Below are 16573 nucleotides of genomic sequence, written 5' to 3' on the forward strand. Positions count from 1 at the left end.
CAGGGCAGGCACGCGGGTTACATCACCGCGCCCAGCAGCTGGCGCACGCGCACCAGGTCTTCGGGCGTATCAACGCCCGAGCCGGGGATCTGCCGCGTCACATGCACGGCGATGCGGTGGCCATGCCAGATCGCGCGCAGCTGCTCGAGCATCTCGATCTGCTCGGTGGGGGCCTGGCTGAGCGTGGGGAAGGTATGCAAAAACTGGGCGCGGTAGCTGTAGATGCCCATATGGTGCAGCGGCGCAAAACCGGGCGTGCCGGTGGTGCCGGGGTTCTTCCACCAGGCGACATTGACAAAATCACGACCCCAGGGGATGGGCGCGCGGCTGAAATAGCTGGCCAGGCCCTGGGCATCGAGCACCACCTTGACGACATTGGGGCTGAGCAGCGACTCCAGATCAGCGATTGGGTGCGCGACGGTGCCCATGCTGGCCTCGGGCCGGTCGCTGAGCAGCGCCGCGACCGCATCGATCAGCGCCGGCGCGATCAAGGGCTCGTCGCCTTGCACATTGACCACGATGTCATCGCCGCCCAATTGCAGCACATTGCAGGCCTCGGCCAGGCGGTCGCTGCCACTGGGGTGCTTGGGCGAGGTCATCACCGCTTGCACGCCATGCTTTTTGCAGGCGTCGATGATGCGCTCGTCATCTGCAGCCACCACCACGCGCTGGGCGGCGCTCTCCTGCGCGCGTTTGGCCACGCGCACCACCATGGGCAGGCCGGCGATATCAACCAGGGGCTTGTTGGGCAGGCGCGACGAGGCCATGCGCGAAGGAATCAAGACAGTAAACGGCGCGGGTGCGGATGCCATGGTGCTAAAGGAGAGGAGAGTGAAGCTGACGTAAATTGTAGCGAGGAGGGCAGCCGGCGAGGTGCGGCCGGCCACGTGCTGCCAGCGAGGTGGCCGACAAGGTGCAACCAGCGAGTCGCAGCCGACCAGGCCCGACAGCGGCAAGCCACCTACCCAGGCAGTCGCCGCTGCTGCGGCGCCCGAGCTCAGGGCGCAGGCTTGACAGGCGTATTGGTCTCGTTGCTGCCAAACAGAATGGCTTCGATGGGGCGCAGCTTCTTGGCGTCGATCATCTCGCGCAGCTTGGGCAGGATGGCGACCAGGCCGTCATAGCCCTGGGCTTTTTCCAGTTGCAGCTGCAGCCGAAAGCCCTTGAGCCCCAGGCCGCTGACCAGCTGGCTGGCAGCGGCATAGGCCTTGATATAGCGCTCGCTGGGATTGCTGATGGCGGCAGCCGCTTGGGTGGCTGTGGCCTGCGCAGCAGCTGGGGCGGCTGCGGCAGCGGGCGGCGGCGTGGGCGCAGGGGCGGCCAGGCTGTCAATGATGTCGCTGGCACTGGAGGGCCATTGGCCCGCGTCGCTGGGGCGCAGCAACTCCAGCAGGCCTTGCTGCAGCAGCTGCTTGATGTCTTCGAGCACCTGCAGCTGTCCGCCCACCGACGGCGACAGTGCCATCACCTGCTCAATGCTTTTTTGCCCATCAAACATGATGAAGGCCGGTCGCATGCGGTGCGGCAACGAGGGATCCCGGGCGCGCAGCGCCTCCATGCCTTTGTCGGTTTTCTTGAGAATCAGGGTATGCATGGCAATGTGCTGAAAGTAATGGATGCAATCCACAAGGCTTGCCCGCAGGGGCGGCGTGCCTAAAATTTCAGCAAATTGTGTCTTTTTTTTACAAAACCGCTATTGGGGTTTGCCTGTGCGGACGGCCATGCCGGCCCTGGTGGGGCCGCAACTTCATCAAAGCTTAATCTGCCGCAGCTAAGGCGTCGATTTCTTCGTCGCTGAGCGGGCGCGCTTCGCCTTCGAGCATGATGGGCATGCCATCGCGCACCGGGTAGGCCAGGCGCGCGCTGCGCGAGACCAGCTCCTGGCGCTCGCGGTCATAGCGCAGGGGGCCTTTGGTGACGGGGCAAACCAGCAGTTCGAGCAGTTTCGGGTCCATAGCAGCAATCAGTCTTTCTTAACAGGGGGCGATGCGGGCTGGCGCTGGCGCAGCAGTGCATCGGCATGCTGGCCAAAGGCCGGGTCGATGGCGACCTCCAGCGGCACAGCCAGCGCATGCGGGGCAATGCGCCAGAGCTTGTGCGCATCCTTTTCGGTGCACAGCAGCACGGGGGCATCGGGTGCTCCTATTGTAGGTGCGCTGGTCGCGGCGATTCCGAGGCTTGCCAGCCAGGCCGGGTCGTCCAGCGGCGCATGGTCGGGCAGTGCATCGCTGCGGGCGAGCTGCAGGCCCTGGGCTTGCAGCATCGCAAAAAACTCCTGCGGATAGGCAATGGCGGCCAGCGCATGCACCGGCCGGCCGCGCAGATCGGCAAGCGCATGGCGGCGGCCATCCTGGCCAACAGCATAGCAGGCCAGGCTGCGCTGCAGCGGCCAGGCCGCTGCTCCTGTGGCTGCCAGCTGCTGGGGCGCTGGGCCGGCGTAGAGCGCAATATCCAGCCGCCGGGGCCAGGGCTCGCGCAGCGGCCCGGCCGGCAGTTGCCAGCCATTGCCGATGCCTTGGGCGTTGAAGACGGCAATCTCCACATCACGGGCCAGCGCCAGGTGCTGCAGGCCATCGTCGCAAACCAGCACATCCACCTCCGGGTGGGCCTGCAAGGCGGCCTTTGCTGCGGTAGCACGCAGTGCGGCCACATACACCGGTACCCCACTTCGCTGGGCGATCAGCAAGGGCTCATCGCCCACCAGGCGCGGGTCGCTGCCGGGGCTGACGGCAATGGCATTGGGATTTTTGCTGTTGTCGCGCCCATAGCCGCGCGAGATGACCGCTGGCCGCCAGCCCTGGGCCTGCAAGGCCTGCACCAGGTGCAGGGTGACAGGCGTCTTGCCCGCGCCCCCGGCGATCACATTGCCCACCACCACCACGGGCACCGGCGCGCGGTAGGCCTTGCACAGACCGGTGCGGTAGAGGGCGCGGCGCAGCGCGCCCAGCGCTGCATAGCACCAGGACAGCGGCAGCAGCGCGATGGCCAGCAGGCCTTTGCGCTGCCAGGCATCGGTGATGCGTGCCGAGCGGGGGCGCGTGGCACTGGAGGGCGCGGCAGGCGTGGATGGAGGGGGAGGCGGGACGGTCATGCAGGCTGCATGCTAGCACTGCCCAGGCGCAGTGCCTGGGGTTTAGCGTGCGGCCGTCTGGGTGGCAAAGGTGATCTGCTGCAGACCCACGCGGCGGGCGGCTTCCATCACCGAGACCACCGACTGGTGCGGCGCCAGCGCATCAGCGCTGATGATGATCACGCTGTCCTTGCCAGCGGTGGCGGCATTGCGCAGTGCTTCGGCCATGTCGGCCACGGTCTTGCCTTCCAGCGCGACCTTGCCCACGGCATAGCGCCCATCGGCAGCGACGGAGACGATGATCTCTTTGGGCCGGTCGCGCAGTTGCTCGGCATTGGCGGTCGGCAAGGTCAGCTGCAGCTCGGTGAATTTGCTGTAGGTGGTCGAGAGCATCAGGAAGATGAGCACGACCAGCAGCACATCAATGAACGGGATCAGGTTGATCTCGGGCTCTGTCGTGGTGCGGGGGCGAAAGTTCATGCTGGCTCCTGCCCGGCGATCAGCTGCGGCGCAGCTTGTTCAGGTGGCGCAGAAACTGCTCGGCCGACAGCTCCAGGGTGAGCAGGTAGCCATCGACCCGGCTGCGGAAGTAGCGCCAGAAAATGAGGGCAGGGATGGCCACCATCAGACCGAAAGCGGTGTTGTACAGCGCGATCGAGATGCCATGGGCCAGCATGCTGGGGTTGTTGCCGCCACCGCTTTGCGAGCCAAAGATCTCGATCATGCCGATCACCGTGCCCAAGAGGCCCAGCAACGGCGCGGCCGATGCGATGGTGGCGAGGGCGGTGAGGTACTTTTCGAGCTTTTGCGCTTCGCGGCGGCCGGTGCTCTCCAGCGTGGCGCGCAGGTCGGCCTCCGAGATGCGGGGCTCCAAGGTGATGGTGCGCAGGCCGCTGGCCAGCACCTCGCCCAGCGACGAGTTCTGGCCGAGCTGGTTCACCACTTCGGCGCTGGGCACCCCATTGGCAGAGACGGACATGGCTTCCTGCAGCAGGTTGGCCGGGGCGACTTTGTCAGCTTTCAAGGCCACAAAGCGCTCAACGATCAATGCCAGGGCCAGGATGGAGCAGGCAATCAAGGGCCAGATGGGCCAGCCTGCTGCTTGAATGATGGAAAACAAGATTCTCTCTCCGCTCTTTCTTTTTTCAGCGGCCATTATGGCCCAAGGCCACTGCCGGTCCGCCTAAAATCGGCGCTGGCGCTGCGTCCAACCCACAGTCCCGGGATGCCGGAAAGGCCCAGTCATCCACAAAAAATGTGGATAACTTTGTGGGTAATGTGTCATCAGCCGGAAAAATTGCCCAATTTACGGGGTTTTTCTTAGATTGCTTAAAAAATAAGCTGATAAAAATATCGAAAAATCAAAAGCTTGTACGTAGGTTCAATATTTTGTGCTACAGAGTATGACGTATGCATGACGCTGTCACAGAGCCGCTCTCTTGTGGACTACTGCGCATTGGAGGTGTGGGAAAAGGCGATTTTTGAGCCTTCCATGGCCTCTATGTCGTTGCTGTGACGGGAAAAAATGCCGCTGCCAGTGGTTGCTTTGGCAGCTAATTGGCAGCCCCTTCCGATAACGGAGCCTCTGCATCTGGCAAACGATGGCGAGCCCGCTGGATCCCTGGCGCAAGCTCCAGCCGCTACCATGTCTGCTGGATGCCGTACTGCGGCGCAACCAACACTCACCTCTCCTGATTTCTGCTGCGCCGAGCCTGCCGCTCAGCCGGCCATTTTTATGGACACCACACACTACCCGCCCACTGCCGCTGCCAATGCCGCCCCCAGCCCCCGTATATGGGAGGTGGGCGCGCTGTGCCGGGCGGTGGCCGATGCGCTGGCGGCGCGCTTCAACCCGGTGGAGGTGCGCGGGGAGCTCAGCGGTTTCTCGCGCGCGGCCAGCGGCCACTGCTACTTCAACCTCAAGGATGCCAACGGCCAGGTGCGCTGCGCGATGTTTCGCCGCTCTGCGCAGGCGCTTGACTTCAACCCGCGCGACGGCGAGCTGGTCGAGGTGGTCGGCAAGCTGGGGGTCTATGAGCAGCGCGGCGATCTGCAGCTGATTGTCGAAGGCATGCGCCGGGCCGGGCAGGGGGCGTTGTTTGAGCAGTTCCTGCGCCTCAAGGCGCAGCTGGAGTCCGAAGGCCTGTTTGACAGCGAGCGCAAGCGGCAACTGCCGCTGATGCCGCGCGGCATCGGCATCGTCACCTCGCTGGGCGCGGCGGCGCTGCACGATGTGGTGACGGCCTTGCGCCGCCGCGTGCCGCAACTGCCGGTGGTGCTGGTCCCTGCTTTGGTGCAGGGCGCGCAGGCGGCGCCATCGATGGTGGCGGCGCTGCAAAAGCTCTACCGCCTGGCTGAGGCCCAGATCGCCTATGACGCCCGCCTGAGCATTGACGCGCCGGCGGTGGCCATCGACACCATCTTGCTGGTGCGCGGCGGTGGCTCGCTGGAGGACCTCTGGGCCTTCAACGACGAGCAGCTGGCCCGCACCGTGGTGCAAAGCCCGGTGCCGCTGGTGAGCGGCGTGGGGCATGAGACCGACTTCACGATCGCTGATTTCTGCGCCGACCTGCGCGCGCCCACGCCCACGGCCGCTGCCGAGCTGGTCTGCCAGCCGCGCGATGTCTGGCTGGCTGCGCTGCAGCTCGCCGAGCAGCGCCTGGCCGATGGCGTCGAGCGCCATCTGGACCGCCAGCAGCAGCGCCTGGACATGGCGGCGCGCCAGATCGGCAGGCCTTCGTCCTTGGTGCACGGCCAGCAGCAGATGCTGGACCGCCTGGGCCGCCGCCTGCAAAGTGCTGCACAAAGCCAGTTGCATGGGCAGGACAAGCGGGTGCAGCACCTGGCCAGCGTGTTCCCGACGGTGGCCGCGCGCCATCTGGAGCGCAGCGAGCAGCGCCTGGCGCAGCTGCATGCGCGGCTGGAGTTGCTCAACCCGCGCCAGGTGCTGTCACGGGGCTATGCCTTGCTGACCGACATGCAAGGCCAGGTGGTGAGCTCGGTAACCCAGGCGACACCGGGCAAGGCCCTGCATGCCGAGCTGGCCGATGGCAGTGTCGATATGGTGGCGACCCAGCGCTTGCTGGTCTAAGTTGGTTCGGTGTGCAGGCGATCGATTGGCGGTGGATTCTGACGCCGTGCCGTCTGGCTCGCATGCTATCGTCGTCATAGTAAATGGGCTGAACCCGTATTCATAAACGGGTCGATTTTCCTTTTTACAATCGACTACTGAGGCTGCTGGCTGGCCGGTGTTTGCCAACACCGCCTGGCCCGGCTTTGAAACCATACCAACCACGAGGAAACCACGATGGAACGCACTCTGCCACCACTGCCCTATGCGATTGATGCCCTGGCCCCTGCTTACAGCCAGGAAACGCTGGAATACCACCACGGCAAGCACCACAAGGCCTACGTGGACAAGCTCAACGAGCTGCAAAAGGGCACCGAGTTCGAGAACCTGGAACTGGAAGCCGTGATCAAGAAGGCGACCGGTGGTATTTACAACCAGGCTGCTCAAATCTGGAACCACACCTTCTTCTGGAACTGCATGACCCCCGGCGGCGGCGCTGAGCCAAGCGGCGCGCTGGCCGATGCCATCAACAAGAAGTGGGGCAGCTACGCCGAGTTCAAGAAGGCCTTCCAGGCTTCGGCCGTGGGCAACTTTGGCTCGGGCTGGACCTGGCTGGTCAAGAAGCCCGATGGCTCGGTGGACATCGTCAACACCGGCGCCGCTGGCACCCCGCTGACCACCGACGACAAAGCGCTGCTGACCGTTGACGTCTGGGAACATGCCTACTACATCGACTACCGCAATGCCCGCCCCAAGTTTGTTGAAACCTTCTTCGACAAGCTGGTGAACTGGAAGTTTGCGGAAAGCAATTTCGCCTGATAGCGGCTGCCCGGCATGATGGCCGGGCACACCTGATCAGAGAAAAGGCCGGATGGTGCATTGCACCGCATCCGGCCTTTTGCTTTTTGGGGGGGCAGGGCGGTGCAGCAGCGCCAGTGCCCAGTCTGTCAGCTACAGGCAACACTTCCCTCTGGCAAAGCCCCTGATTTGCGCCAGTTTGCCGGGGCGCTCAGATGCATGATTGATAATCAGTCTCATTTGCTTCTTGGCTGCTTGTCTGTATGTTTTTTGCTTCCCGTTTTGCGCTCCACCCGGTGGCTGGCGCAGTCGTTCTGCTGGTGTCTTTTGCTCGCGCCCCCGCTTTGGCCCAAACCCAGGAGGGTGCTGCTGACACCGCTCCCGCCACCGCTGCGGCAGCTCAACCTACCAGCGAAGACAGCGTCTTGCCGACCGTGACCGTCAACGCCAGTGCCGATGCATCGGCGCAGGGCCTGTCCAAGGCCTATGCCGGCGGCCAGGTCGCGCGCGGCGGCCGCGTGGGCATTCTGGGCACCGAAGACATCATGAACACGCCGTTCTCGACGACGGCCTACACCCAGGATCTGATCCGCGACCAGCAGGCCCGCAGCGTGGGCGATGTACTGCAAAACGATGCCTCGGTGCGGGTCTCGCGCGGTTTTGGCAACTTCCAGGAATCGTATTTTGTGCGCGGCTTTGTGCTGGGCTCGGACAGCATTGCCTACAACGGCCTCTACGGCCTGCTACCGCGCCAGTATGTGTCGGCCGAGCTGTTTGAGCGCGTAGAGCTGCTGCGCGGCGCCAGCGGCTTTTTGAATGGGGCCTCGCCCGCCGGTGACAGCATTGGCGGCGCCCTGAACCTGCTGCCCAAGCGTGCGTCGAACGAGCCGCTGACGCGGGTCAGCGTGGGCGGCTCGAGCGGCGCGCAAGGCTATGCCGCGGCCGACATCAGCCGCCGCTTTGGCCCCGACCAGGCCACCGGCCTGCGCCTCAACGTGGCCAAGCGCAAGGGCGATACCACGATCGACGACGAAGGCGTCGACCTGAGTGTGGTGTCCTTGGGGATGGATTGGCGCTCCAGCAATCTGCGCCTGTCGGCCGATGTGGGCTACCAAAGCCACAAGCTGACCACGCCACGCCCCAATGTGACCTTGGGCGCCGCGGTGACCCAGGTGCCCAGCGCTTCGGACAACAGCAAAAACTTTGCCCAGCCCTGGACCTACTCGAACGAGCGCGACAGCTTTGGCTCGGTTCGCGCCGAATACGACATCAACAGCCGGCTCACTGCCTGGGTGGCCGGCGGTGCACGCTTTGGCCGCGAGCGCAACTCGCTCGCCAGCCTGACCCTGAACAATGGCAGCACCGGCAGCGGCACCCAAGGGCGCTTTGACAATACCCGCGCCGATGACATCTTCACCGGCGAAGTCGGCCTGCGCGGCAAGCTGACCACCGGCAGCATTGGCCACAGCATCGTGCTGGCAGCCTCGGCTTTCTCGGACAAGCGCAAGAACGCTTTCTACTCGCAGCCCGCAGCCAGCGCGCTGGCCACCAATCTGTACAACCCGGTCTATGGCGCGGCACCGCCCTTGGGCACCAGCTCGAACAATCTGGACGACCCGGCCGTGCAGGCCCGCATCAAGCTGTCGAGCCTGGCCTTGTCGGACACCCTGTCGATGTTCGATGAGCGCCTGCTGCTCACGCTGGGTGTGCGCCACCAGACCATCGAGACGCAGACCTTTGCCTACAACACCGGCATTGCAGCGCCCAAGGTGGACAAGAGCCGCACCAGCCCGATGGCGGCCGTGGTCTTCAAGCCGGCCGAGCGGGTATCGCTCTACGCCAACTACATCGAAGGCCTGACCCCGGGCGAGATTGCACCGGCGCTGTCTTCGGGCCTGCCGGTGGCCAATGCCGGCGCGGCGCTGGCGCCCTATGTCTCCAAGCAAAAGGAAGTGGGCCTGAAGTGGGACGGTGGCGATATCGGCGCGGGCCTGGCCTGGTTCACCACCGACAAGCCGCGTGTGTTCCGCAATTCCATCTCGGGCGTCTACGGCCCTGAAGGCATGGACCGCCACCGTGGCCTGGAGCTGAATGTGTTTGGCCAGGTCACACGCGGCCTGCGTGTGCTGGGCGGTGTCACCTGGCTGGATGCTAAGCAACTAGCCGATGGCAACAACCCGAATGCCGGCAAGCGCGTGATTGGCGTGCCCCGCCAGCAAGGCAATCTGGGCCTGGAATGGGATGTGCCGGGCGTACGTGGACTGAGCCTGGATGGCCGCGCGGTGGCCACTGGCAGCAGCTATGCCAATGCGACCAATACCTTGCAGGTGGCAGGCTGGACCCGCTTTGACCTGGGCGCGCGCTACCTGACCGAAATCGATGGCCGCCTGGTGACCCTGCGTGCCCGCGTGGAGAACGCAGCCAACCGCAACTACTGGGCCTCGGTGGGTTCGACCGGCTACCTGGTGCTGTCCAACCCGCGCACCTTCACGGTCAGCGCCAGTGTGGACTTCTAAGCGCTGAGAGCCGGACTGCGGTGTGCCCCATGACTGCGACCAGCCCCGTGCCCCTGCAGCCTGCGCCCGTGCTGCCCGATATTGCCGCGCTCTATGTGGAGCACCATGGCTGGCTGCAAGGGTGGCTGCGCCGCCGGCTCGGTGATGCGCACCAGGCTGCAGACCTGGCGCAAGACACCTTTGTGCGGCTGCTGAGCCCCGCTGCCAGCCATGGCGATGCCAGCGCGGCTACGCCGCCGGCCGCTGCGCTGCGCGCCCCGCGTGCCTACCTGGCCACGGTGGCCAAGCATGTGCTGGTCAACCACCTGCGCAGGCAGTCGCTGGAGCAGGCCTATCTGCAGGCGCTGGCGGTGTTGCCCGAGCCCGAGGCCATCTCGCCCGAGCGGCAACTGGCCATTCTGCAAGCCTTGCAGGAGGTCGATGCGATGCTCGATGCACTGCCGGCCAAGGTAAGGGCGGTGTTTATCCTCTCGCAGATCGACGGCCTGACCTATGCCGAGATTGCCCAGGTGCTGGGCGTGGGCCTGCGCTCGGTCAAGCGCTACATGGCCCAGGCCATGGCCGAGTGCATTTTGCTGGCGGACTGAGGTGCCCGCCATGAGCGTCTGGAATCCGCCGCCCGCGCCCGTGCCCGCGCCTGCGGCCACGCCCCTCATCACCCGCGAGGTGGCGATGCAGGCGGCCGAATGGTTTGTGCGTCTGCAAGAGGAGGCCGGCAGCGCCGATGCGCAGGCCGCGCTGGCACGCTGGCGGGCGCAATCGCCTGCGCATGAGCGTGCCTGGCAGCGGGCGATGGCCGTCAGCCTGCGGGCGGGCTCCATTCCGGCATCGCTGGGCTCGCCCGCGCTGACGCGGCCCCAGCGCCGTGCCACGCGCCGTGATACCGTGCGCGCGCTGGCAGTGCTGATCACGGCGGTGCCCGCGGGCTGGCTGGCCTGGCGCATGGCCCCGATGCAGCAGTGGACGGCCAGCCACGCCACCGCCACTGGCGAATGGCGCAGCTGGACGCTGGCCGATGGCAGCCGCATGGTGCTGGACACCGCCAGTGCCGCCGATGTGCAGTTCGATGCGCTGCAGCGCCGCATCCATCTGCGCGCTGGCGCGCTCTATGTGGAGACAGCCCCCGATCCGCAGGCCAGCGCAAGGCCATTTATGGTGACCACCGAGCAGGGTGAGGTACGTGCACTGGGCACGCGCTTTAGTGTGCGCTGTGGTGATGGCTACAGCGATGTGGCCGTGCAGCAGGATGCGGTGGAGGTGCGGCCACGCGGCGGCGCTGCAGCACTGCGCTTGCAGGCCGGCCAGCAGCTGCGCTTTAGCGACCGCGAAGCAGGACAGCCACAGGCCGCCCAGGCCGGGGCCAGCCAGTGGACGCAAGGTGTGCTGGCGGCCGACAACATGCGCCTGGATGCCTTTTTGGCCGAACTGGGCCGCTACCGCAAAGGCTGGTTGCGTTGCGACCCGCAGGTGGCGGCGCTGCGCATCTCGGGCGCGTTCCAGCTGGCCGATACCGACGCGGTGCTGGCCAACCTGGCCCATTTGCTGCCGGTGCAGATCAGTGCCCGAACTCCTTACTGGATCACGGTGCTGCCCTTGTCGCACTGAACTTTACACAGCACTTTTAAAAATTTTCTGCCAAGTTGGCCCCTTTGGGTGCGGTCGGCTGTCCTGCATAGAGACAGCGAATTCATCTGTACCGACCCCAAGCAGGAAGCCTTATGCCAACCGTTTCTTATCGTCCTCACCCCACCCCAGCGGGAGCGCAGCCCATGCCATCGACCCTGGCCCGCGCGGTGCAAGCCGCCGTCATCACCATGGGCGTCAGCGCCATGCTGGGGCTGGCCGTGCCGGCCCATGCCCAAACCGCCGCCGAGCAGGCCACTGCACCTGCGGGCGCGGTGCAATCCTTGCAGGTGCCGGCCGGGCCACTGCCAGCCGCGCTGGTGGCCTTTGCATCGCAAACCGGTGTCAGCGTCAGCGGCACGCCCGAGCTGCTGAGCGCCGCACAATCGCCCGGCGTGCGCGGGCAGCTGCCCGTGGCCCAGGCACTGCAGCTGCTACTGGCGGGAACCGGGCTGGAGGCCGTGCCTGCGGGCGACCGCTCTTATGTGCTGCGCAAGCGCGCGGCGGCCAGCCAGGCCCCGGTGGCGGGCGAGATGGTGCTGGCGCCGGTGGTGGTGCAGGCCCAGGCCGACCGGGTGGCTGCTTCGGAGCACACGGGTTCTTACACGGCAGCGGAATCCAGCACGGCAACGCGCATGGGCTTGTCCTTGCGTGAGACACCGCAGTCGGTGACGGTGATCACTCGCCAGCAGATGGACGACCAGGGCCTGAGCAACCTGCCCGAGATTCTGGACAAGGTGACCGGGATTACCGTGGGCCGCAATGACAGCGAGCGCGCGACCTTCTACTCGCGCGGCTTTACCGTCGAGAACTTCCAGTTTGACGGCATGCCCAATACGATGGACTCGGCCAGCCAGTACACCACGTCTTTGGCTGACAGCGCCATCTACGACCGGGTGGAGGTGGTCAAAGGTGCTACCGGCCTGTTGACCGGCGCTGGCAACCCCAGTGCAGTGGTCAATCTGGTGCGCAAGCGGCCCACCAAGGAGTTCCAGGCCTCGCTGGAAGGTGGTGTGGGATCCTGGAGCAAGCAACGCGGTGTGGCCGATGTATCCGGACCCCTGAACGCCGATGGCAGCGTGCGGGCGCGCATGGTGGCCGCCGCGCAGAATGCCGATTCGCATGTGAACTACTACAGCCGCGATACCCGCAACCTCTATGGCATTGTGGAGGCCGACCTGGCGCCCCATACCACGGCAGCGCTGGGCATTGACTACATGCAGACCCGTGCTGACGGCGCAAGCTATGGCCATCTGCCGCTGTTTTTCTCGGATGGCCGGCAGACGCATTTCCCGACCTCGCTCAACCCGGCTACGCGCTGGTCGTACTGGAACAACGACAGCAGCAACCTGTTTGCCGATCTGAAACATGTGTTTGACAACGGCTGGAAGCTGGAGCTGGCTGGCAGCCACCTGCGCCAAAGCCGTGATGTAAAGGTGGGTGTGGCGGCCTATGGGGAGCTCGATCCGGTGACGGGGCAGGGCATCAACCGACTCTCAGTCAAAATCCCCACCACCTCGACCACCGACTCGCTCAACGCCGTGCTGTCAGGCCCGTTCGAGCTGCTGGGCCGCAGCCATGAGCTGACTTTGGGGGCGGGTTGGTCGCGCGGGCGCCGTGGCGCGCCGGGCTATACCTCCAGCTACGACCCCGTGGACAATTATTTTGAATGGCAAGGCAATGCACCGGAGCCGCAATTCAATCGCATCAGCGACCGCGATACCCGCGTCACCGAAAAAGGTGCGTTTGGTGCTGTGCGCCTGCGCCCCACCGATGCGCTGTCCGTCATCCTGGGCGCGCGGCTGAGCTGGTACCGCCTGGTCGATGGCGAGACCGATCTGGCAAGCAGCGCCTACACGCTCAACGACCGGCTGAAGGTAAACCACAAGGTCATTCCCTATGCCGGCGTGGTCTATGACTTCAGCAAGCAGTGGTCGGCCTATGCGAGCTACACCGATATCTTCAACCCGCAGACCTACTACAAGGATGCGGGCGGTGCGGCACTGCCGCCGCTCAGCGGCAAGAGCCAGGAGATCGGCATCAAGGGCGCGCCGCTGGATGACAAGCTCAACACCTCGGTCGCGCTGTTCCACACCCAGCAAAACAATGCCGCGCAGTATGTGGATTCCAACCCCGCCACTGGCGAAGAAATCTACATCGCGGCCAAGGGCGTCAAGAGCCGGGGCGTGGAGATGGAGGTCTCCGGCCAGGTCACCCCGGCCTGGAATGTGTATGCGGGCTACACCTACCGCGAGTCCACCTTGGGCTACCAGCCCGATGTGATCCTGAGCGCCGTCAACACCAACCAGCCCAAGCACCTGGTCAAGCTCAGCACCAGCTACCGCCTGCCCGGCCAGTGGAACCCCGTGACGGTGGGCGGGTCGCTTAGCTGGCAGAGCGAGACCTACTACCAGCAAGCGGGCGACACCCAGTGGCGCGCCACCCAGCCGGCCTACACCTTGCTGGGCCTGATGGCGCGCTGGGAGGTGGACTCGCACTTGTCGGTAGCGCTGAACCTGAGCAATGTGCTGAACAAGACCTATATGCCGGGCATGGGCTCGTATGGCACGGGCGTGTATGGGGATCCGCGCAGCTATTACCTGTCGGCGCGCTATAAGTTCTAAGCGCCTGTTCGCCGTCGTTTGCGCTGTAGCGCCAACAAGGCCAACAAGGCCAAATGGAGGAGCTGCGGACTGCTGTTGGGCAAGCTCGCAGTTTTTCCTCCATCGCTTGCGCATCACCAGCCACTTGAGGCTGCGCTGGACTGCCCTGCGTTAGGGCATCACCCTCCACCTGTGTCGTCCACTTTGCTTGGCGATCTGCACGGTGACCTGTCCATCCAGAATGTCTGGGACACCTAGCTGCACGCTCACAGCGTCGCGATTTTTATGCCTGCAACAGGCAGATCGCTGCGCCGGATATGTTCCACATCGAAAAGTACGCAGGCACTGTGCGCCACTTGGGCAACTAGAGGAGCGGTATGGCCCACAGGCTCTGCTTCTGATCCGGCGCAGCGCGGCACAGAACATGACATACGGCTCCACCTTGCACGGAGCCTTCCCCTGCATTCACTCTCCTGCACCTCACTGAGGGCGTTGCAACGCTCGCAACTGACGTCGTTCAGACAGCGATTCTGATTCACCAAGATGCTGAATGCAGTGGGTAGGGGACTTTGAACAGGTCTTCACTGTCTCACAGCGAGGTCGTACTGATGAATACCGAGTGCCTTGTTTCTATCGAGTCTTAAGTGGATTGCTTCGCAGTAATCTGCATGGTGATATTGCATCAAAAGGTTTTTATAGCAAGTGCGGAGTATGCCTATACAAGTGTAAGTATTTGTTTGGATTTACTAGTCAGTCCCCACGATTTTTCAGGTGCAGCTTGGCGACAACTATCCGGTCACAGGTGCGGAGCAGGTGACAGTTTGTAGAGAATCAAAAATGAGATTTAGGAGCATGCAGGCATGAAGGTGTGGGGTACGCGAAGCATGTTCTGATAAATTTTGATCGGCTAAATGTATGGCTTGAATAGATCGTCTTATTGAGTTGGTAGCAATTACAGACAATTGATGTGAGCACCAAAAATTTCAGTCTATTAGTATCGGCCCATCCTAGTGGAAGGTTGGTTCAATGTTCAGTGGATTGATGACTGCCTTTTAGGCAGAGGAGGTGAGCAATGTCTACATAATTTATAGTTGGCTACCAACGTTCTGGCCTGCAAGTGCAAAGTATCCTTAAGCGTGCCGGATATTATTATTGGTTGTGATCAATCTACGCTGATATTAATCAGCTGGATTGTGGGAGATGAGCGATGAAAAAAGCAAAATTCGAGACATCATCAGGGCGCAGAGTTTTCATACAACGAGCCGCAGCTGGGGCATCTGTCTTATCAACTGCGGGGCTTGTCTATGCCAATGATGATTTGCCTATGCAAGACGAAGTACGTCAGTCTGGTTTGGCGGGGGATATCTATGATGTTTTACGAGAGAGCATTCTCATTGGTGCGTTTGCAGTCCCGGTGATCGGCGGATTTTTGTCATTTTTGGGTGCATCGTTTATACCCAGTTCTGGTGAGTCACCGGAGCAGATGTGGAACCGCCTGATGAGAGCCAGGATTTCAGATGCATTGTTGAGATTGGCTCAGAGGGATCTGGTCGGTCTTTCTGAAGTCAGTCGCCTCTATAAGATTGCTATTGAAAGTGGAAATAGTGACGAAATTAGGGCTCAAAGCATCGCTGCCAATACGCAATTTACGGCCATGGTTCCGGGGTTTCAAGTCAGAGGAGAGGAGGCTGCGCTGCTGCCTCTGTTTGCGATCGCTGCTACCCTTCATTTGGCATTGCTGAGAGATATGGTGCTCAAAGGACGAGATATTGGTCTGAGTGACGGGCTTGTGGCTAGATACACCAGTGAAATGGTTGTGCTGATCAGACGGTATACCATCTATGTGGATACCCACGCCTCGTCCACCATCGATAAAGCGCGCAGAGATAACCCGCACTCTACCGTCGGCTTGGCGCAAAACATGCCTTTGTCCGCGATGCTGATAGAGAAAACAAAATATCAGTTGACGGTGCTTGACCTGCGAGATACCTGGGCGAATCTTGATCCGATTCGCTATCCTGGTAAATCTCGTATTAAACTCGATCGCGAGATATTTACGCCCGTCATTGGCTGGTTGGGGCGAAAAAATAGCAGGCCTGATGTTATTCCAGTGTGGAGGCGTCCATCCTCCCCGCTGAGTAGCCTTGAAGTCTGGGATAGAATGCAATGGCGCACGCGTTTTATATTCGGTTTTGATGCGATGTATGAAGATGGCAGTGTCATGAGTTCCGGCTCCAGAATCAGTAATTCCCACAATGTGCGGGTGGGAAAATATATCAATAGGGTTACTGCGGAAGCTACAGCAGGTGTGTATCAAATGAGATTTCGTAGCAATGATGGGCGCTGGACGAAAGTAGGTAGAGATGCTGATGATGACACGCCTATCAGGAGGTTTGATAGTTCTTATTCTGGGCATCGGCTGTCCTCAATTCGTCACGTGGGTATCGGAATGGGGGCCGCTGAAGGAGCTGTCCGTGGCTGCGTATTCGGGTTTCAACTGATTCATCCCAGTGGCGCTCCCATGTCCCGCGAAGCCCTCAACAGCATGGCACCCAAGATTGCGCCGCAGGTGCTGAAGTGGCTGGAGGATGAAGCTATTCCCAACCATGGTTTAATATAGCGAAACTCAATGACCCAGCTTGAAAAAGAACGGTGAGCGTTCCTCTGCAAAATCTTTGCCCAGTGAAATGCATGTGGCCGCCCGCGTCTGCATGCGGACCACGGCATGGGGTTTTGCAGAGCGTCATTGGCAGTCAAGCAGCCGTGGTCCGCTGTATTTATAACTTTTTGTTTAACAAATACTGAGCAGCGCTTGAGATCTTTGCGCTGAAGATAGTGTCTATTAGAGGTAACCGAGGCAGGCCTGCTGGCCGGCCTCATCTGCATCTACCGA

13 protein-coding genes are annotated in these 16573 nt (G+C 62.5%); 7 read left to right on the forward strand and 6 right to left on the reverse strand.

Annotated elements, in window-relative coordinates; all coding sequences use genetic code 11:
* Window positions 1-17: 17 nt before the first annotated feature.
* From kdsB to WH303_RS15455, 6 genes are all read right to left on the reverse strand, one after another.
* Entirely contained in the window at window positions 18-812 is a 795-nt protein-coding gene (gene kdsB / locus WH303_RS15430; RefSeq protein ID WP_339519584.1) for a 3-deoxy-manno-octulosonate cytidylyltransferase, read from the reverse strand.
* Between the two features lie 185 nt (window positions 813-997).
* Window positions 998-1594, reverse strand: a complete 597-nt coding sequence (locus WH303_RS15435; RefSeq protein WP_339519586.1) for a hypothetical protein — start codon at window positions 1592-1594, stop codon at window positions 998-1000.
* A 163-nt stretch (window positions 1595-1757) separates the two neighbouring features.
* Window positions 1758-1955: a Trm112 family protein gene (locus WH303_RS15440; RefSeq protein ID WP_027010813.1), complete on the reverse strand. Its 198-nt coding sequence runs from the start codon at window positions 1953-1955 to the stop codon at window positions 1758-1760.
* Between the two features lie 8 nt (window positions 1956-1963).
* Entirely contained in the window at window positions 1964-3091 is a 1128-nt protein-coding gene (gene lpxK / locus WH303_RS15445; protein WP_339519589.1) for a tetraacyldisaccharide 4'-kinase, read from the reverse strand.
* A 42-nt stretch (window positions 3092-3133) separates the two neighbouring features.
* A complete protein-coding gene (locus WH303_RS15450) occupies window positions 3134-3550 on the reverse strand; it encodes an ExbD/TolR family protein (protein ID WP_021026537.1) in 417 nt (138 codons plus the stop codon).
* A 19-nt stretch (window positions 3551-3569) separates the two neighbouring features.
* Window positions 3570-4190, reverse strand: coding sequence for a MotA/TolQ/ExbB proton channel family protein (locus WH303_RS15455; protein ID WP_021026538.1), 621 nt, complete (start codon window positions 4188-4190; stop codon window positions 3570-3572).
* A gap of 615 nt (window positions 4191-4805) precedes the next feature.
* Between WH303_RS15455 and xseA the strand changes: the two genes are divergently transcribed.
* The 7 genes from xseA (at window position 4806) to WH303_RS15490 (ending at window position 16300) form a co-directional block, all read left to right on the forward strand.
* Window positions 4806-6161: an exodeoxyribonuclease VII large subunit gene (gene xseA, locus WH303_RS15460; protein ID WP_339519592.1), complete on the forward strand. Its 1356-nt coding sequence runs from the start codon at window positions 4806-4808 to the stop codon at window positions 6159-6161.
* 216 nt (window positions 6162-6377) lie between these two features.
* Window positions 6378-6959 carry a superoxide dismutase gene (locus WH303_RS15465; RefSeq protein ID WP_021026539.1) on the forward strand — a complete coding sequence of 194 codons (582 nt, stop codon included), beginning with the start codon at window positions 6378-6380 and terminating at the stop codon, window positions 6957-6959.
* Between the two features lie 242 nt (window positions 6960-7201).
* A complete protein-coding gene (locus WH303_RS15470) occupies window positions 7202-9454 on the forward strand; it encodes a TonB-dependent receptor (protein ID WP_339519595.1) in 2253 nt (750 codons plus the stop codon).
* 29 nt (window positions 9455-9483) lie between these two features.
* Window positions 9484-10041, forward strand: a complete 558-nt coding sequence (locus tag WH303_RS15475; protein ID WP_339519596.1) for a sigma-70 family RNA polymerase sigma factor — start codon at window positions 9484-9486, stop codon at window positions 10039-10041.
* 10 nt (window positions 10042-10051) lie between these two features.
* On the forward strand, window positions 10052-11059 hold the full coding sequence (locus WH303_RS15480; protein ID WP_339519597.1) for a FecR domain-containing protein: 1008 nt from the start codon (window positions 10052-10054) through the stop codon (window positions 11057-11059).
* 164 nt (window positions 11060-11223) lie between these two features.
* Window positions 11224-13701 (forward strand): TonB-dependent siderophore receptor, encoded by a 2478-nt coding sequence (locus WH303_RS15485; RefSeq protein WP_339519598.1) that lies wholly within the window; start codon window positions 11224-11226, stop codon window positions 13699-13701.
* Between the two features lie 1186 nt (window positions 13702-14887).
* Window positions 14888-16300 (forward strand): insecticidal delta-endotoxin Cry8Ea1 family protein, encoded by a 1413-nt coding sequence (locus WH303_RS15490; protein WP_339519600.1) that lies wholly within the window; start codon window positions 14888-14890, stop codon window positions 16298-16300.
* The last annotated feature ends 273 nt before the right edge of the window (window positions 16301-16573 follow it).

The organism is Comamonas sp. MYb69 (assembly GCF_037479315.1).
Classification (GTDB): domain Bacteria; phylum Pseudomonadota; class Gammaproteobacteria; order Burkholderiales; family Burkholderiaceae_C; genus Comamonas.